General features: G+C 48.0%; 19 protein-coding genes. 18 read left to right on the forward strand and 1 reads right to left on the reverse strand.

Features of this window, described 5'->3' with window-relative positions; genetic code table 11:
* Together ACIFO6_RS13835 and ACIFO6_RS13840 are read left to right on the forward strand one after the other, a co-directional pair.
* The coding region (locus ACIFO6_RS13835; protein ID WP_430041236.1) for an SbcC/MukB-like Walker B domain-containing protein at positions 1 to 1,465 on the forward strand (1,465 nt) is incomplete at its 5' end.
* A gap of 264 nt (positions 1,466 to 1,729) precedes the next feature.
* On the forward strand, positions 1,730 to 2,122 hold the full coding sequence (locus ACIFO6_RS13840) for a hypothetical protein (RefSeq protein WP_342414922.1): 393 nt from the start codon (positions 1,730 to 1,732) through the stop codon (positions 2,120 to 2,122).
* 152 nt (positions 2,123 to 2,274) lie between these two features.
* Here the strand turns inward: ACIFO6_RS13840 and ACIFO6_RS13845 are convergent, their stop codons facing one another.
* On the reverse strand, positions 2,275 to 3,222 hold the full coding sequence (locus ACIFO6_RS13845) for a DMT family transporter (RefSeq protein WP_430041237.1): 948 nt from the start codon (positions 3,220 to 3,222) through the stop codon (positions 2,275 to 2,277).
* A 217-nt stretch (positions 3,223 to 3,439) separates the two neighbouring features.
* On the opposite strand from ACIFO6_RS13845, the gene ACIFO6_RS13850 reads away from it, so the two are divergent.
* From ACIFO6_RS13850 to recO, 16 genes are all read left to right on the forward strand, one after another.
* Positions 3,440 to 4,795, forward strand: coding sequence for a PLP-dependent aminotransferase family protein (locus tag ACIFO6_RS13850; protein ID WP_430041238.1), 1,356 nt, complete (start codon positions 3,440 to 3,442; stop codon positions 4,793 to 4,795).
* A gap of 161 nt (positions 4,796 to 4,956) precedes the next feature.
* Positions 4,957 to 5,316 (forward strand): histidine triad nucleotide-binding protein, encoded by a 360-nt coding sequence (locus tag ACIFO6_RS13855; RefSeq protein ID WP_014282498.1) that lies wholly within the window; start codon positions 4,957 to 4,959, stop codon positions 5,314 to 5,316.
* Between the two features lie 169 nt (positions 5,317 to 5,485).
* A complete protein-coding gene (rpsU, locus tag ACIFO6_RS13860) occupies positions 5,486 to 5,659 on the forward strand; it encodes a 30S ribosomal protein S21 (protein ID WP_005547957.1) in 174 nt (57 codons plus the stop codon).
* Between the two features lie 16 nt (positions 5,660 to 5,675).
* Complete coding sequence (locus ACIFO6_RS13865; protein ID WP_013311146.1) at positions 5,676 to 6,119, forward strand: GatB/YqeY domain-containing protein; 444 nt, start codon at positions 5,676 to 5,678, stop codon at positions 6,117 to 6,119.
* A gap of 267 nt (positions 6,120 to 6,386) precedes the next feature.
* Positions 6,387 to 7,754 carry an NfeD family protein gene (locus ACIFO6_RS13870; RefSeq protein ID WP_430041239.1) on the forward strand — a complete coding sequence of 456 codons (1,368 nt, stop codon included), beginning with the start codon at positions 6,387 to 6,389 and terminating at the stop codon, positions 7,752 to 7,754.
* A gap of 45 nt (positions 7,755 to 7,799) precedes the next feature.
* Positions 7,800 to 8,801: a flotillin-like protein FloA gene (gene floA, locus ACIFO6_RS13875; protein ID WP_430041240.1), complete on the forward strand. Its 1,002-nt coding sequence runs from the start codon at positions 7,800 to 7,802 to the stop codon at positions 8,799 to 8,801.
* Positions 8,802 to 8,845: 44 nt separating this feature from the next.
* The gene (locus ACIFO6_RS13880) at positions 8,846 to 9,436 is read left to right on the forward strand and encodes a hypothetical protein (protein ID WP_430041241.1); all 591 of its coding nucleotides are present in this window, start codon (positions 8,846 to 8,848) and stop codon (positions 9,434 to 9,436) included.
* 613 nt (positions 9,437 to 10,049) lie between these two features.
* Positions 10,050 to 10,343, forward strand: a complete 294-nt coding sequence (yqfC, locus tag ACIFO6_RS13885) for a sporulation protein YqfC (protein WP_430041242.1) — start codon at positions 10,050 to 10,052, stop codon at positions 10,341 to 10,343.
* Positions 10,340 to 11,533 (forward strand): sporulation protein YqfD, encoded by a 1,194-nt coding sequence (gene yqfD / locus ACIFO6_RS13890; RefSeq protein WP_430041243.1) that lies wholly within the window; start codon positions 10,340 to 10,342, stop codon positions 11,531 to 11,533. Before yqfC ends, yqfD begins: the two co-directional genes overlap by 4 nt.
* 6 nt (positions 11,534 to 11,539) lie before the next feature.
* Positions 11,540 to 12,511 carry a PhoH family protein gene (locus tag ACIFO6_RS13895; RefSeq protein WP_014282491.1) on the forward strand — a complete coding sequence of 324 codons (972 nt, stop codon included), beginning with the start codon at positions 11,540 to 11,542 and terminating at the stop codon, positions 12,509 to 12,511.
* A 90-nt stretch (positions 12,512 to 12,601) separates the two neighbouring features.
* Positions 12,602 to 14,848 (forward strand): HD family phosphohydrolase, encoded by a 2,247-nt coding sequence (locus ACIFO6_RS13900; protein WP_430041244.1) that lies wholly within the window; start codon positions 12,602 to 12,604, stop codon positions 14,846 to 14,848.
* A gap of 58 nt (positions 14,849 to 14,906) precedes the next feature.
* Positions 14,907 to 15,404 carry an rRNA maturation RNase YbeY gene (ybeY, locus tag ACIFO6_RS13905; RefSeq protein ID WP_430041245.1) on the forward strand — a complete coding sequence of 166 codons (498 nt, stop codon included), beginning with the start codon at positions 14,907 to 14,909 and terminating at the stop codon, positions 15,402 to 15,404.
* On the forward strand, positions 15,404 to 15,778 hold the full coding sequence (locus ACIFO6_RS13910; RefSeq protein ID WP_430041246.1) for a diacylglycerol kinase family protein: 375 nt from the start codon (positions 15,404 to 15,406) through the stop codon (positions 15,776 to 15,778). The genes ybeY and ACIFO6_RS13910 overlap by 1 nt, the downstream gene beginning before the upstream one ends.
* Positions 15,779 to 15,838: 60 nt before the next feature.
* Positions 15,839 to 16,741 (forward strand): GTPase Era, encoded by a 903-nt coding sequence (gene era, locus ACIFO6_RS13915; RefSeq protein WP_430041247.1) that lies wholly within the window; start codon positions 15,839 to 15,841, stop codon positions 16,739 to 16,741.
* Positions 16,742 to 17,093: 352 nt separating this feature from the next.
* On the forward strand, positions 17,094 to 17,231 hold the full coding sequence (locus ACIFO6_RS13920) for a YqzL family protein (RefSeq protein WP_430041249.1): 138 nt from the start codon (positions 17,094 to 17,096) through the stop codon (positions 17,229 to 17,231).
* A 42-nt stretch (positions 17,232 to 17,273) separates the two neighbouring features.
* Positions 17,274 to 18,026 (forward strand): DNA repair protein RecO, encoded by a 753-nt coding sequence (gene recO / locus ACIFO6_RS13925; protein WP_430041250.1) that lies wholly within the window; start codon positions 17,274 to 17,276, stop codon positions 18,024 to 18,026.
* The last annotated feature ends 232 nt before the right edge of the window (positions 18,027 to 18,258 follow it).

An 18,258-nucleotide genomic window follows, 5' to 3' on the forward strand; every position in this document is an offset into this window, starting at 1 on the left:
GCCTGCGGAGGCGCACGCGTTACGCGAGGCGGACGCCGCCGGACAGCAGCGGCGTATTCGCGCAGCCGCCGAGCAAGAGGCGGCTGTCGCAGCGCTGACGCAGGCGCGGAGCAAGCGCGAGGCATGCACCACGCGCAGCGGGGCATTGCGTGCCGAATGGGCGGCGCAGCTGCCGAACGTGGCGCCGGGCGAAGCCGCGGAGCTTTATCGCGCCATGCAGGAGCGCGATACGCGTGCGGAAGAGCTGCGGTCCCGGCTGGAGACGAGCGTGACCTTCCTCGAAGAGAAGGCGGCCCGTGTTCAGCAGATCCAGCAGAGCATCATCGAGGAAGACAAAATCATTATTGCCCGTCGTACCGGACTCCAGAATAAAGATGACTTGCTGCGCGAAAAAATGGTCCAGCTTCGCAAGTGGGTTGGAGAAGACCCTGCGGCTTCCTTGCTGGAAGAAGCGAACTCGCGCCTTCGAGGGCTGAGAAACGGAGCCGAAGCCGCCGCACGCCGCCGCGCTGAAGCGGAGGAACGCAAGCAGCAAGCCGTTCATGCTTCGCTGATTGCCCGGCAGGCATCCGATTCGGCAGAAGAAAGACGGCAGATATCGGAGTCCCGCTGGAGCAGTCGTCTGGAGGCCTCTCCTTTTGCTACCGAAGCAGAGGTCGTGGAATGCTGTCTCGGGCCGGAGGAAGCTGCACGTTATGAACGTGAAGTGAGCCTGCACCGGGAACGTGAAAAGGAGCTGTCCTCCCGTTTAAAGCATGTGGAAGAACAGCTGGATGGAGCAACAGTGACCGAGGAACAGTGGGAAACGGCCGCAGCCCAGCTGCGTGATTGCCGTACACGTGATGAAGAGTCGCTTCAGAATCGTGCCAAGGCTGAGCGTGATTTGGAGGATTTGCAGCATCGGCATGTCCGCTGGATGGAGCTGGAATCCAATCGAACACATTTGCGCAGCGAGGCAGAAAAGATGTCCAAGCTCCAGTCCGTTTTCCGGGGCAACGCTTTCGTGGAATACATTGCCGAGGAGCAGTTAATGCAGGTCAGTCAGTCGGCTTCACGCCGTTTACGTTTTCTGACCAAGCAACGCTACGCGCTAGAGGTAGACTCCAGCGGTGGCTTTGTCATTAGTGACGATGCCAACGGCGGGGTCAAGCGTCCAGTATCCACCTTGTCCGGCGGTGAAACGTTCCTGACCTCCTTGTCGCTCGCACTCGCGCTGTCGGCCCAGATTCAATTGCGCGGCCAATACCCGCTGCAATTTTTCTTTCTGGATGAAGGCTTTGGAACGCTGGACCCTGAACTGCTGGACACGGTGATCACCTCGCTGGAAAAGCTGCATCACGATCAACTGTCGGTCGGCGTGATCAGCCATGTGCCCGAGCTGCGGGCCCGTCTGCCGCGCAAGCTGGTCGTTCTTCCCGCAGAGCAGGCTGGAGGCGGCTCCCGTGTGGTTATGGAAACATTTTGAAGCAACGTGACACAGATCACAGATACAGTTTCAAAGTGTTGTTATAATACAGCTAAGCCGACAAGTTAATCATACAGTACCCCGGCGGACGTATGCTGCGGAAGGAAACTTCCCGTCATACGTCCGTTCAGAGGGGCTCTACCAAGAGCCTCCGGGGTGCTTCTTTTTTTGTTTGCAAGCCGGAATTCGCCCAATTTGATGTAGCACATAGCCCATTTTTGAATAACATACGGTATACATGCAAGAGCCTAGGAGGAAACAACCATGGAAAAAAGTATGACCAACGAAAAAGGGACTGCACCAGAAAAAATGGATGCTAAAATGCTATGTCAACAGCATATGCACCGCTACGTATGCGTATGGGTGAAGGATGGAACGATGTATGATGGAATTGTGGAGCATGTGGATGATGAGAAATTATATTTGGCAGTTCCCGTGGGTGAAGCAGAGAACGTAAATCTCCCTTATCCGCCTAACAATTGCGGCTGCGGTTCCCGTGCTTATGGTGGCTTTGCTTCCTACCCTCCATATCCGTACCCAGCCCCGGTACCCGGCATAGGCTACGGATATGGTTTCCCATATGGACGTCGGCGCTTTAACCGTCTGATCCTGCCGCTTGCTGCGCTGACCGCAATCAGCCTGCTCCCTTATTATTAAACCCCTGTTTTTTAATCGCCATAGTAGGGTCATCATGACACACTTAAGGCTGCTTCTTCCGCTAAGAAGAAACAGCCTCTTTTTTTCTACCTATAACATGCCCTCAGCTATCTCAACAATCTTTCTTTTCCAGCTCACTTCTCTATAAGCGACTATGTTTTAGTAGAGTCTGCACGAAGCGATACTGTCTTTTTCCGGCCCAAATAATTGGTTCCGATCACCCCGGCTATGATCAGTAACGAGCCAATCAGATGGTACACTGTTATTTCTTCGCCAATAAACAAAGCCCCGGCTGCGATAGACACGATGGTCGACAGATTGGTAAATACGCTCATTTTCGACGCTTCTATTTTGGACAAGGCATAATTTGCGGTCAGTGAAGTGATAAGCGAGGCCACCACGCCAAGATATATAATGGACAGTACGAAAGTGCCGTTGCCGGACAATGCGACAAACTGGCTCAGCGTTCCACCTTGAATATGTTTCGTGAGCGATACGACCAGAAATGTAATAAATCCGATGCTCATCATAAAATAACTGATTTCCGCCGGACTAAAATGCTTCGACAGAGAGCGTGCCAAAACGCTGTATCCGGCAAAAGCTACACACGTCAGGAAGAGCATGGAGAGCCCGCCCAAATTGGACAAGTTAAAGCTGCTCCCTTTCATGATAAAGATGAACACAACGCCGAACACAGATAAAAAGATCGACAGCTTCTGTAAAAGGGTCGTTGTTTCTTTTAAAAATAGGGAAGCGATGATCATCGTAACAACGGGTGTGAAGGCATACATAATACCTCCCTCAGCGGAGGTTGCGTGTTGTAATCCAAATGCTTGTAGCGTGAAAAATCCCAACGGGTACATCAAAGCCAGCAGCAGCGCTTTAAATATGGGTTTGCCCCGATAAGATAACTTGATCCACCCCAAGGCCACCGGAATCGACAGAACTATAAAAGAAGCCGCAAACCGATAAGTCAGCGTATCGATGGGATGGGCATGCACCAGGGCCATTTTAGTAAATAAAAACGAAAATCCAATAATTGCAGCATTCAGCACCGCAAAGAAATAAGCCAGTTTTAATCCTTTTGTTTGGGTGTCCATAAGTTGCCTACCTTTCTTTCATGCTTTGGGACCATGTTCGCTAACGTCCTCTCCGATGAACTAAAGGTACAACAATGGACGAGCCTGTGGGATATCAAATTATCATAACTGTATCGGTACAATTTTATAAAATGGGGCATCCTTGTTATTCATAAAGCATGTTAATATCAACCGTATAAAGAAGTAGGAAGTGAAATAAACAGGCAGGAGGATCATTGTGAAAAAATATATTTCAATTCTATCGGATATAGAGCTTAAAATCCGCGAGGGGCAATACAGCTCGGGTCAGAAGCTGTCTTCGATCCGAGATGCTTCAGAGTTGTACGGGTGCAGCAAAAGCACGATTTTGCGGGCATACGCCGAACTTGAAAAAAAACACGCCATCTATTCCATTCCGCAAAGCGGATATTATGTGGTGGAGAACTCCGGCGATTTGCGTCATAGCCGTAGCCAAGGTCATATTCAGGAAACGATTGATTTTGCTTCGGCCTCCCCGGATTTAAACGTATTTCCGTATCTGGACTTTCAGCACTGTCTGAATCAGGCCATTGATACGTACAAATATCATTTGTTCACCTATGGAGATTCGCAAGGACTGGAGACATTGCGTCATACGCTTGTTTCTCACTTGGCCGATAATCAGGTATTTGCAAAAATGGAGCGGATTATCGTCACTTCTGGTGTTCAGCAGGCACTGGAAATCCTTGCTAAAATGCCGTTTCCGAACGGCAAAAAGACGGTTTTGGTAGAACAGCCGAGCTACGATATTTATTTGCGTTTTTTGGAGGGAGAGAGCATACCCGTCAGCACCATCGCCCGAACAGCGGCAGGTATGGATTTGCAGGAATTGGAGCATCAATTTAAGAACGGTAGCATCAAGTTTTTTTACACCATGTCAAGATATCATAATCCCCTTGGAACCTCCTACAACACAGAGGAACGCAAGGCTATAGCCGCATTAGCTGCCAAATACGATGTGTACATCGTAGAGGATGATTACATGGCTGATTTGGGGATCGATCACCTGTTTGATCCTATATATGCGTACGATCAGACAGACCGTGTTATTTATTTAAAAAGCTTCTCGAAAATCATTTTCCCCGGCTTGCGCTTAGGCGTGGCGGTTTTGCCGGAAACCCTGTTAAAGACGTTCAGCGCATACAAAAGATACGTCGACACCTCCATTTTATCTCAAGCCGCACTTGATATTTATATTAAAAATGGAATGTATGAACGCCACAAGCACACGATATGCAGCCTGTATGCGGAACGCATTCGCATTTTAAATCAGGCGGTGGAGCGATACAATCAGGATCGGGTGATTGAAGTGTCGGCTGTTAGCTCGGGAGTGTATATGCAGTTGAAGCTGCCCCGGACAGTGAACATGGAGCGTTTGGTGCAGCGTCTTGCCGTGAGAAAGATAGAGGTGGTATCTGGTAAAGGATTTTACTTATCCGATTACAAGGAACACGAAAAGTTTTTACGCATCAGTATTTCGCGTGCTCAGCCAGATCAAATTGATGAAGGGGTGAAAGCTATTATAGAAGAAGCGGGAAGAGGGAACTGGTATTAAGCCCCTTTTTCCGTTATGATACATATAGAAACATAGGTATAACAAACCATAACTGTATATGTTTAATTCGGTTGTGGGAAATACATAACTTTGAATGCCGATAGCAAAGGTTCTGTACTTTCGAATCTGATGATCGGCTCACTGCCAAAGGAGGGTTTTGAATGGACGATTTGTTTTTGAAAATTGTGGATGGAACCATCCCCAGCAAAAAAGTGCTGGAAACCGACAATGTGCTTGCATTTCATGACATCCAGCCTGCGGCGCCAGTACATGTGCTCATTATTCCGAAGAAATATATTCCTTCAATGAATGCTGTGACGGAAGAGGATCTTCCTCTGATTGCGGAGATTCATCGTGTTGCGGTTGAGGTGGCGAAAAAACTGGGTATCGCTGAATCGGGTTACCGGTTGATTAACAACTGCGGTCCGGATAGCGGGCAAGCGGTTGGACATCTGCATTATCATCTGTTGGGCGGTGCCCCATTGGGTGCCTTGACGGGTATTTCGGACTCACATTCTTAAAAATGACAGTGCTTGTCTTTCAGTAATACGGACGTAATGGAGAAATATGTATCCTTTATTTATTCATTTTTTCTTATAGGTTGACACCCGGTTTCCGTTTCACCTATAATAAAATTTGATGAACCGTGTTATTGCTCTTGGACGGTCTGGTCGGAGGGAGGGAAAACTGGTGTCTGAAACTAAAGTTCGCAAAAACGAGACAATTGATGCTGCACTTCGTCGCTTTAAACGTTCCATTGCTAAGGATGGCGTATTGGCTGAGGTGAAGAAACGCAAGCATTATGAAAAGCCAAGCGTAAAGCGCAAGAAAAAGTCCGAGGCTGCTCGTAAGAGAAAGTTCTAGGAGGATCTAAGCAATCATGAATTTGAGCGAACGATTGAACGAAGATATGAAGCAAGCAATGAAGAGTAAGGACAAGTTCAAACTCTCCACCATTCGAATGGTTCGTTCTACGATTAAAAATCTTGAAATAGATTTGAAACGGGATTTGGACGACAACGAAGTGCTTGATATTCTGAGTCGTGAGATCAAACAGCGAAAAGATGCCCTCCATGAATTCGAAAAAGCCGGTCGTGATGAACTTGCGACAAGCACTAAAGCAGAAATAGAGATCATCGCTCAGTACCTTCCCGAACAACTTTCTGAAGAAGAAATTAAAGTTATTGTACAGCAGACCATCCAGGAAACCGGTGCTTCTTCGAAAGCCGAGATGGGGAAAGTAATGACGGCCTTGATGCCTAAGGTAAAAGGCCGCGCTGACGGTAAGCTCGTGAACCAAGCGGTTCAGCAATTTCTGCAATAAACCTGCGACAAACAGGAAAGCGCAGCACCCTCTGTTTACAGAGGGTGCTGCGCTGGTTTTAGGCTGCTGTTATTATAAATAGTTCTTTTTTTGTAAGCGTTATCTATAATCATTTGAAACGTGATGTCCATCGGGTGCGTAAAGTACATGACAGCCATCAGGATAGCAGCATACTCAAGAATTTCACAATAAATCCTGAAAATTGTATGGTTTACCTGACAAAATTTGATATGCTATAACATAGAAAGATCGAAAGGGGGGAGAGTAATGCATAGAGAACATCACCACTCCAGCCGCAAAATGATCTTTTGGAGCATGTGGATCATGATATCTGTTTTGCTGTTGCCATTATTTCATTCGGGATCAGCGGCGGCCGCTGTGAAAGGCGGTGCTGTGTTTGTTATACCGGTGGATCAGGAAATTGAACAGGGACTGGGCAGCTTTATGGAACGCGGCTTTGCAGAAGCGGCGGAGTCCAAAGCGGGCCTCATTGTGCTGGATGTTAATACGCCAGGCGGACGTGTAGATACGGCGGAAAAGCTGGGCAAGCTGATTAAGGACAGTACGATTCCGACGGTTGCCTATGTAAGAGGCGAAGCGGCCTCTGCGGGGAGCTATATTGCGTTAAGCGCAAACAAAATTGTTATGAAGCCGGGCAGCATCATTGGAGCAGCAGCACTGGTGGACGGCAAAGGGCAAGCTATCACTGACCCAAAAACGGTGGCTTGGTGGAAGAGCAGCATGGCATCTGCTGCAGAATCCGGCGGACGTAACCCGGATATTGCGAGAGGTATGGTAGACTCCAAAATTACTGTAGCTATACCGGAGCTGAACTTTAATAAAGAAAAAGGACAGATCATTTCTTTAACCAGCGAGGAAGCGCTTAAACTGGGCTATGCGGATCACATCGCATCTTCAGAACAAGAAGTTATCCAGTGGATGGGCTATAGCACGGATGATGTATTTCACGTGGAGCGAACATGGGCTGAAAAAGCAGCCGAGATATTGACCAACCCGATTGTACAGACATTGCTTTTATTTATCGGTATCGCAGGTGTTGTCATTGAACTACTCGTACCGGGCTTTGGAGTGCCGGGAATTTTAGGTGTGCTCGGATTTGGTTTGTACTTTTTCGGCAATTATATTGCTGGCTTTGCAGGCTCCGAGACGTGGCTGTTGTTTATCATCGGTCTGGCTTTGCTTATACTTGAAATGTTCATTCCAAGCTTTGGCATTCTGGGTATTTTGGGTTCCATCAGTCTTGTGGCCGGAGTTGTTCGCGCGGCCTACAACATGCAGCATGCTTTTATATCATTGGGTATAGCCTTTGCTGCTGCCGTTGCTGTGGTGGCGATCATAGGGATTGCTTTCAAGGATCGGGGAATATGGAACCGTTTTATACTTAAAGAAAGTTTGACGGCTGACCAAGGCTTTTCTTCAGTAGTGAATCGGGAATTGCTATTGGGACAAAGAGGTGTGAGTCTGACACCGCTTCGTCCAGCAGGAACCGTGCTTATCGCTGACGAACGTGTGGACGTCGTGACGAACGGCGAGTTTATCGCTACGGATATGCCCATTATCGTATCCAAAGTAGAAGGTGGACGCATTGTGGTCAAGACGGACACCAGCGTCTAAAACGCGAAAACAAACGAAGAATTAGATTAATGGAGGATGATGCGAGTGTTCGAATCGGGTATTGTCAGCGTTTTGCTGATTGCCGTTGTAGTGATTATTGTGTTAAGTGTATTTTTCAGTTTTTTCCCGGTGATGCTGTGGATTTCAGCGTTGGCGTCAGGGGTGCGGATTAGCATCATTACACTGGTAGCTATGCGGTTACGTCGTGTAACGCCAAGCCGGATTGTGAATCCGCTGATTAAGGCAACCAAGGCTGGTCTGGGCTTAAATATCAACCAACTGGAAAGTCATTTTCTGGCGGGTGGTAATGTAGACCGAGTGATCAATGCGCTGATTGCTGCGCAGCGGGCCAACATTCCGCTCGAATTTGAACGCGCAGCTGCGATTGACCTTGCGGGTCGGGATGTTCTGCAAGCGGTCCAGATGAGCGTTAATCCGCGTGTCATCGAGACACCTACTGTCGCTGCGGTAGCCAAGGATGGTATCGAAGTGAAGGTTAAGGCTCGTGTTACAGTGCGTGCCAACATTGATCGACTCGTCGGGGGTGCCGGAGAAGAAACGATTATTGCGCGGGTCGGTGAAGGGATCGTTACGACTGTCGGCTCCAGTAATTCGCATAAGGACGTGCTGGAGAACCCGGATTCCATTTCGAGAACGGTACTATCCAAAGGTTTGGATGCTGGGACGGCGTTTGAAATCTTGTCTATTGATATTGCAGACATTGATGTAGGTAAAAACATTGGCGCCTTCCTGCAGACCGAGCAGGCGGAAGCTGATAAACGGATTGCGCAGGCGAAAGCGGAAGAACGGCGTGCAATGGCGGTGGCGCAGGAGCAGGAAATGAAGGCGCGCGTCGTAGAGATGAGAGCGCGTGTGGTTCAATCCGAATCCGAAGTTCCGCTGGCAATGGCTGAGGCGCTGCGTGGCGGAAAGCTTGGCGTTATGGACTATATGAATTTGAAAAACATTGAGGCAGATACGCAAATGCGTGGCTCTTTGGGGAAACCGAATGAAAACTCGGGAAATGACAACAAAAACCGGGACTAACCATAGGATATAGCCGTTAAATTGCGGCAGCAAGGCGGTGAGTTATGAACTTTATCAGCTGGATTTTTGAGCATTTGTATATCCTGATTGTGATCGGCTTTGCGTTGGTGTCTTTTTTGGGCAAAAGCATGAAAAGCACAGAGAGAAAAGCGCCGCCGGGAAAGGGTATGCCTACGTTTGGTGGCGACCACGGCTCTCGCGGACCTTCGTCACCCTCGGGACCTTTCTCTACGGAACACAGGCAGGAGCAGCGCCAGCCGCAAAGACAGGATACTGTCGGAGAATTGCAGCGTCAGTTTCCTGATGAACGGCGTGTAGTTGTGGAAGCTCGGCATATGGATGAACCAATGAATAATTGGACGGAAACAGAGCGGCAGACGGATCGGGATTCCCTCGATAACGGTCCGACTCTGGAGGATCGAATCCGGGTCATGGAAGAAGAGCGTAGATCGGTTTTAGCCCGTCTCGACCGCATATCCAATGCAAGGGAGTCAGGAGAGATTACAGATGCCTCAGAGGGGGCTTCGCAGGAGCGTAGTACAGTAACTGCGGCTGACCTGCGGAGAGGCGTGATCTGGGCAGAAATATTGGGTCCACCGCGTTCCAAGCGTTATATGGGTGGAGGAAGACGTTAAAAAGACATGAGTTGGTATCGTTTTATTTAAGCAGTTTGCATGAATGGTTTAGTCTGCCCCGGCTCTAGCTGGTGCGGACTATTTTTTGTGCTAATACATAGGCTAGTTCAGAATAAAAATCAGTTTAGCGATAGATCCTCTTTTAACCTGATATAAGATGTGATGAACCCTGTAATAGCAAGGGTTTATCACATTTTTTTGTAAGCTGAAATCCTGTCATTATGTCTACCTTAATGATGAATTTTGCTTGTTCAGAAAAAAGAGCATTGATCAGCTGCTTGCTGCAACGCGGGGTGAAAAAGCACTTAAGCATCCAGACTCTTGCTATGCAAAATCAGGGCTACGATGAATTGTTAGTTTCGTTTCATAAATATGGCGGCTGGATCATAAAGTGTACAGTACAGATATCTGTGGCGCTGCTGTAACGACGCCCATATCTAAGCGGCATCGGCAATTTATAAAAAAGCATCGTAGTTGCCATGAAAATGACTAAGATTATGATCTACTGGATGAACATAACAGAAAATGAAAATCAGCAGCGTAGCTGCCATAAAAGCAATGATTAGCCGTTGGGTAACAATTGTTTTTATGACAGGAAAGGAGATTCCCTCGTATGAGCCGGATGAGCCGCAAACTGCGAAAGTGGGCCAGTGAGACGCTGGAACTTCCGCAGGACATTCTATTTGACCTGCCGAGGTTAACTCTCATTGGCAGCCGCCAGCTTTATGTGGAGAATCACCGGGGCGTCGTGGACTTCACGCCAGATCGGCTTGTACTTGCGCTTGCGCAGGGCAGGCTGCGGGTGATGGGGCATGGGCTTGTCATTACGTCTATTGTGCCTGAGCAGGTAAGTGTGGAAGGACACATTACGGATATCCAATTGGAAGGAACGGAGGAGGGCTCATGAAACATCCCGCTTTAACAAAGTTGCGTGGCACGGTTACCCTTGCTGTCAAGGGCGAGAGCGTGGAAGCTTTCATTAATCTGCTCACTGAGCATCAAATACCTGTTTGGAACGTGCGGCCGATGGGTACAAAACATGCAGAAATGAACCTTCTGCTCCCGCACGTCTTCCTGTTGCGTCCGCTTTTGAGAAGGACAGGCTGCAAAATGCATATTTTGAAGCGACAGGGAATTCCCTTTACTGTTGCGCGGCTTGCAAAACGCAAATTTTTCCTGGTTGGACTTGCTGTATTCTGGGTAGGCCTGTTCCTGATGTCTTCGCTCATCTGGGACGTTGAAGTCAAGGGAAATGACAAGCTCTCAACGGAAGCTGTACTTAAGGCTGCCCGTCAGGAGGGGCTATATCCTTTTCAATGGAGCTTCCGTGTTTCCAGTCAGGACAAGCTTTCGCGTGCGCTCATGCAGAAGCTCCCTGAGGCGTCCTGGATCGGTGTGGAGAAACAGGGCACCTCGGTGACGATTCAGGTCGTTGAGGCCTCACAGCCAACTCCTGAGCCGCTCTACAATCCACGTCATCTCATCAGCAAGGCAGATGCGGTAGTCACTGAAATTTTTGCCGAGCAGGGTCGACCTGTCGTGCATAAAAATACACGTGTCAAAAAAGGAGCCATTCTTATCTCGGGAACGCTCGGAGATGAGGAGAATCAGCAGCAGGTTGTAGCCAAGGGGGAGATTAAGGGCCTCGTGTGGCATGAGTACGAAATCAGCAGTCCGACGGTGCGACGCAGCAGCACATATACTGGAAACCATCACGAACGCCTGTATCTGGTGCTGGGCAACCGCGCGGTGCAGCTATGGGGATATGGAAAAATCCCTTTTTCCACGCATAAAACCACAGTTGAGCATGACCCGCTGATGTGGCGCTCCTTCCGTCTTCCAGTCGGTTGGATGACCGAAAACGTGAGGGAGACAAAGATACATGAGGATAAGCTTACAGAAACGGAAGCCCAAAATAGGGGAATAGAAGGGGCGCGAGCCGATATTTTAGCCAAATACGGTAGAGGAACGAAAATAATGAGCCAAAAAATTTTGCATGAGAAGAGAGAGAATGGTAAAGTTTATATGAAAGTGCTTTTTGAAGTGGAACAGAATATTGCGGAAGAACTTCCGCTAGTTCATAACCAAGGAGAATGAGGCTATTTGGCAGAACAACAACGCAGCATACAAATTGCATTGAACAATGCGGGAGAAGGACAGGCGCTGTTCGGCCCGCAGGATTCCTTTTTAAAATTGATTGAAGCGGCTGTTCCTGCAAAAATGGATTCCCGTGAGGCGGAAATCAATATTTTTGGCAACGCCCATGAGGTGGAAGTACTCGAACAATTATTCGATGTACTACTTCAGTTAATTCGTAATGGATATATCCTGACCGAAAGAGACGTCCATTATGCGATTGAGTTGGCAAAAGATTTACGCGCCGATCAATTGCTTGATCTGTTCAAGGGAGAAATCACGACCACCTTCCGAGGCAAGCCGATCCGTGTCAAAACAATTGGACAAAAGCACTATGTAACCACGATAAAAAAACGTGATATCGTATTTGGAATTGGCCCGGCGGGTACGGGAAAAACGTATTTGGCCGTGGTACTGGCCGTAGCAGCCCTGAAGGAAGGTTCGGTCAAGCGTATTGTATTAACCCGTCCTGCGGTGGAAGCAGGCGAGAATCTAGGCTTTTTGCCAGGGGATTTGCAGGAAAAGGTTGATCCGTATCTGCGCCCGTTGTATGATGCGTTGTACGATGTTATGGGACCGGAGCAGACAGCAAAGGCACTGGAGCGCGGGTTGATTGAAATCGCGCCGCTGGCCTATATGCGGGGACGTACGCTGGATGATTCGTTCATTATTTTGGATGAAGCGCAAAACACCACGCCGGAGCAAATGAAAATGTTTTTGACCCGACTTGGCTTTGGCTCCAAAATGGTCATCACTGGTGATGTTACGCAAATTGATTTGCCTCGTGGCAAAAAATCCGGTCTGATTGAAGCAAATGCGATTTTACAGGGAATTGAGGAAATAGGCTTCGTACATTTTGCACAAGAGGATGTTGTCCGTCACTCCCTGGTTCAGAAAATCATCGTGGCTTACGACCAGGTTGCCGAAAATCAGGGATAAGCCTTCATATCACGGATGTGAAGCTATCAGAAGTATGAAAATAAGCAGCGTAGCTGTCTTGAAAAAGATGATGGAGAGGGATTGTTTCAGATGACCTCGAAGGAATTGTCTAAGGGCAAAACGTTCCAGCATAGAATGAGCGGATGGAAGTATAGCGTGGCAACACGCTATCTTCTGTTTTTATTTTTAGTGGTTCTTTTTTACATCGGTTTAGCCTCAAAGCTGCTTCCCGAGCGCTATGACATTCGGGTAAACCAGCCAAGTGAAAAGGAAATTGTTGCTCCGATGCAACTTCCCAACAGCAAAGCGACGTTAAAGGCTCAGGAAGAGTCTGCCGAACGGGTACAGCCCATGTATACGATTGTACCGATTCGCAACGATAACCTGATTACTGGTATTTTGGACCGAATTGAACGACTCAATCAGGATGACCAGGTTTCCAGATCTGATAAAATTTCCATTTACAAAGACGAGATTCCTCAGCGTGCGCGGGAATTTGTGCAAAATTTTGTGAACAATAGCCGTAATGCCGATGCCTATCCGGAAAAGCTATTGGACGAAGTGCTGAAAAAAACAAAAGAGCAAACTTACCGCATTCCGGAGGAAACCTTTATCAAAATTCCGCGTCTCACGTCTGAGGATATTGCAGAGATGCGGCCGGTTGCTCGTGAAATCGTGACCGGATTGATGAACGATCAGATTACAGATGCACAAACAGCCCGGGCCAAGGTGGCCGAGCGGGTCAGTACGAGTACGCTTACCAAGCGCACCTCTCGTGAAGTCGTTCAGGAGCTTGCAAGGCTTGTGATTACGGCCAACAAGTTTTATGATGATACAGCTACGAAGGACGCTAGGGTACAGGCCCGTGAAGATACACCGACAGTCTACATCAAACAGGGTGAAGTGCTCGTCAAGAAAGGCGAGATTATTACCCAGGAAATCTACACTTTACTGGATGAAAACGAGCTTCTAAAGGATAAGATCAACTATTGGCCGCAATTTGGCCTGTTGATGCTGTCTGCGATGCTGGCCTTGGGACTGTTTATGTATATTCGCCAGTTCCAATCACGAACACGCCGTTTCAAGTATAACAATGCACAGTTGCTCATGCTGGTGTTGATTTTTGTGATCACGGTAGGCGCAATGATGTTAACCGCCATATTGCAGGACAGTGAACGGTCTTATCTCGGCTATCTGGCGCCGATCGCGCTTGGAGCCATGCTCGTAACGTTGTTACTCGATATGTCGCTGGCCTTCGTTTGTGCCGTTATATTCAGTATATTGGCAAGTGTCATTTTGAATGTCCGACAAGGACAAATTTTTGATTTTAACTTCGGATTTTTTGCCCTTGTGGTTTGTCTTGCGTCGATTTTCTCGACGCATCGAGCCAGTCAGCGTTCAACGCTGTTCAAAGGAGCGATTATGGTATGCTTGTTCGGCGCCGTGTCGGTCTTCACTCTGGCTCTGATCGACCAAAGCAACTGGACTCAAACGACGACGCTCTATGCGGTAGCTTTTGCTTTTGCGGGCGGTTTGATTACAGCAGTACTTGTTATTGGTCTAATGCCATTTTTTGAGTCTACCTTTGGCATTTTGTCAGCGTTGAAGCTGGTTGAGCTGTCTAACCCGAATCATCCGCTTCTGCGCAAGCTGCTTACAGAGACGCCGGGTACGTATCACCACAGCGTAATGGTAGGTAATCTGTCAGAGGCAGCAGCGGAGGCTATAGGTGCTAACGGCTTGTTGTGCCGTGTCGGTTCGTATTATCATGACATCGGTAAAACAAAGCGGCCTTCATACTTCATTGAAAATCAGAACGGTATGGATAATCCGCATGATACGATAGAGCCGAAGCTAAGTAAGTCCATCATTATTGCCCATGCCCGTGATGGTGTGGAAATGCAATTGGATTACAAGCTACCCAAGCCGATTCGCGATATTGCCGAGCAGCATCACGGAACGACATTTCTGCACTATTTTTATCATAAGGCGCTGCGTGAGGCGGAAGAACAGGGCGTAGAGCCGGACTTTACCGAGGATGATTTTCGCTATCCTGGGCCAAAAGCCCAGTCTAAGGAGGCTGCTGTAATCGGGATTGCTGATAGTGTGGAAGCAGCCGTCCGTTCCCTGCGGAAACCAACAGTGGATCAGGTGGAGTCGATGATTGAAAAAATTATTAAAAGTCGTCTTGATGATCACCAATTCAACGATTGTGAGCTAACGATGCGGGAGCTTGATATTGTTGCTCGAACTCTTAAAGAAACCGTGATGGGAACTTTCCATTCCCGTATTGAGTATCCCGAAGAAAGACCAAAGCCTGAGAACGGGAAAGCGTAACATCATAGGCTTGTGCATGAAGTGTGGCGGAGCATTAGAATTAAAAGGAGCGGTTGGCATGAGCCTTCAATTAGCTTGGAATAATGAACAAAACGATATGGTAATCCATGAATCCTTGATTGCTTTGCTGAACACTCTATTGGAGGAAGCGGGCAAGGTGGAAGGGGTGACGGAAGGTGAGGTGGCCCTCACCTTCGTGAATGATGAGCAAATTCATGAATTAAACAGGGATTATCGGGGAATCGACCGTCCAACCGATGTGCTGTCATTTGCCATGAAGGAAACACTGGATGAAGAGCTTGAAATCATCTATGAGCCGGACGACGAAGGACCGCTGGAGGATGTGCCGGATGTGCTGGGGGATATTATTATTTCCGTGCAGACAGCTCAGGCTCAAAGTGAGGAGTACGGTCATTCCATTGAGCGTGAAATCGGATTTTTGTTTGTTCACGGCTTCTTGCATTTGTTGGGCTATGATCATCAGGATGAAGCCAGTGAGGCTGAAATGATGGGCAAGCAAGAGGCGGTACTGGCTCAAGTGGGGTTGACACGGTAATGAGACGGCAGTCTTGGAGAAAGACCTTTCGTTATGCCGCAGAAGGCGTGATGTATGCTCTGCGCACGCAATTAAATATGCGGATACATGTGGTCATGGCGTTTCTCGTCATCGCAGTAGGCTCAAGCCTGCGCATCTCCCGGCTCGACTGGTTATTTGTCTCTATGGCGATTGCCATGGTAATCGTAGCCGAGCTGATCAATACCGCTGTTGAAGCAGCGATCGATTTAATCTCGCCTGATATCCATCCGCTGGCCAAAGCGGCTAAAGACACCGCCGCCGGAGCTGTGCTCCTGGCAGCGGTTTTTGCTGTAATTATTGGTATATTTGTGTTTTACATGCCGTTGTTGTCCCTGATTAGTCAGCTTTTTTAATGGAAAAGACCTAACCCAAAAACCAAAAAATAGGCGCTTAATAGTGCTGGAGGAAACGAAATGGCTAAGAAACACTTTAAATCAGGCTTTGTTGCGATTGTCGGCAGACCCAATGTAGGAAAATCAACTCTGATGAACCATGTCATCGGCCAGAAAATCGCCATTATGTCGGACAAGCCCCAAACCACGCGTAACAAAATACACGGGGTATTTACTACAGAGGACACACAAATTGTATTTTTGGATACACCGGGCATTCATAAGCGTCAGTCTAAACTGGGTGACTACATGAATCAGACGGCCTTTAATACGTTGGGCGAGGTTGAGGCTGTACTTTTTCTTATTGATGCCGCTGAAGGATTAGGCGGAGGCGACCGTTTTATTGCCGAGCAGCTGAAACAGGTAAAAACGCCAGTTATTCTTGTTTTAAATAAAATTGACCGTATTGAGCCGGAAGCACTGCTGCCCCTGATTGAGCAATATCGCAAGCTGTACGACTTCGCAGAAATTGTGCCGATCTCGGCTAAAATGGGCAACAATGTGAACCGTTTGCTGGAGCAGGTACAAAAATACTTGCCTGAAGGCCCTCAGTATTACCCGGATGACCAAATTACCGACCATCCAGAGCAATTTGTTATTGCCGAGCTGGTACGGGAGAAGATTTTGCATATGACTCGTGAGGAAGTACCACATTCAATTGCAGTCATGATTGAAGACATGAAGGTACAGGACAACGGCGTAGTGCATATTATGGCTGTTATTTTTGTGGAACGGGATTCCCAGAAGGGTATTATTATCGGTAAGCAGGGAGCCCTGCTCAAGGAAGTGGGCAAACAGGCACGCATAGATATCCAAAACCTATTGGGTTCCAAAATTTTCCTGGAACTGTGGGTAAAGGTCAAAAAAGACTGGCGTAACCAGGATCGTGTACTGCGTGACCTCGGCTTCCACCGCGACGCTTAAAAACAAATAAGTTGAAACTAAATATGTTTGGTCTTTTAAGCACCAAAAAAGCCGTCCCGACTAACCTTACCTGATACATGAGAAGTGTAGTGTCTTCGGTATTCAAAAGCGCCGCGAATGTGCGGCGCTTAACTCTTGGTACTTCCCATACCCTCATTTCCAGCACTGAAAAAATGAATGCTTTTAAAAAAGGTTGTGTAACTGTATGTACGCTGTAGCGGAGCGTCTCAGCAGCGCCTCAGTAGCAGCCTTTTTAACAGCAACCCATTTATTTCATCGCATACTTCACCTCTCTTCGCATCATTCTAATTTTGAGATGCAAACGTCATTTCCGAAGAAAGGATGAATACGATTGCGAGATTTTTCGTGGAAGTATTTTGCGATGACTGGGGATGTCGGTGCGTATCTGTTATACAGGGAGAGCGCCGTGACATGGGAGCAAGACACGGATGAAGGAGAGTCGGACGAGCATGAAGAAGCCCGTGAATAGCGCGAGTCACTGGCTTCTTCGCGAATGTTTGGGGGAAGAGGCATGCTTTACAGGGTGGAAGGAATCGTCATCCGCAGCATGGATTACGGTGAGGGGAACAAAATTATTACGCTTTGCACCGAGAGCGGTGGTAAGACAGGCGTGCTGGTCAGAGGGGCCAAGAAGCCCAAAAGCCGTCATGCCGCTTTAACGCAGCCGTTTACGTATGGTGAATTTGTTTTTTTTCGAAATACCGGCTTAGGCACGTTGAATGCTGGTGAAATTATCCAATCCCACCATACACTGCGCGAGGATATTACCAAGGCCGCTTACGCCTCATATGCCTGTGAATTGCTCGACCGGGTACTACATGATGAAGAAACGGGCACCTTCTGGTTTAAGCATCTTAAAGCATGTCTGGAAGCGTTGGAGAGCGGCAAAGATCCGCTGATCGTCATGAGCATTTATGAATTTAAAATATTGCAGGCGGCCGGATATGCTCCCCAGCTTGATGCCTGTATTTCCAGCGGACAAGAGTGTGCTGATGAAGATATGTTTATTAGTCCAAGGCTGGGTGGAGTTTTGTGTCGAGGCTATAAGCATTTTGATCCGGCTGCATTGAGTGTCACACCGCGTACATTGAAGCTGTTACGTTTGTTTGCGAGAATGGATTTAAACCGGCTCGGCAACATTGATGTGAAGGACTCGACCAAGCTGGAAATCAAACATGTCATGCGACAGTTCATGGATATGCAGCTGGAGGTCAAGCTAAAATCCCGTCATTTTCTGGATCAGCTCGACAAGTATGATATGTGAAACCTCTTGCTCCCTTGACTATGCTGCTGAAAACGTGTAATATTCTACTATATATCTCCTTTGGGAGCAGAGGCATTGAACGAGAAAGTAGCGGAGTTTATTCTCTAGAGTAAGCGAGTCGGGGATGGTGCAAGCCTGGCGGGAAATCTTCGTGAATAAGGCACTCGGGAGCATCTGATTGGACACGGAAAAGAGGATTACGGTCTGGTTGGTGATGAAGGACTGCAATCAA

Origin of the sequence: Paenibacillus sp. NRS-1781 (genome assembly GCF_050467745.1) — a bacterium.
GTDB lineage: Bacteria > Bacillota > Bacilli > Paenibacillales > Paenibacillaceae > Paenibacillus > Paenibacillus terrae_A.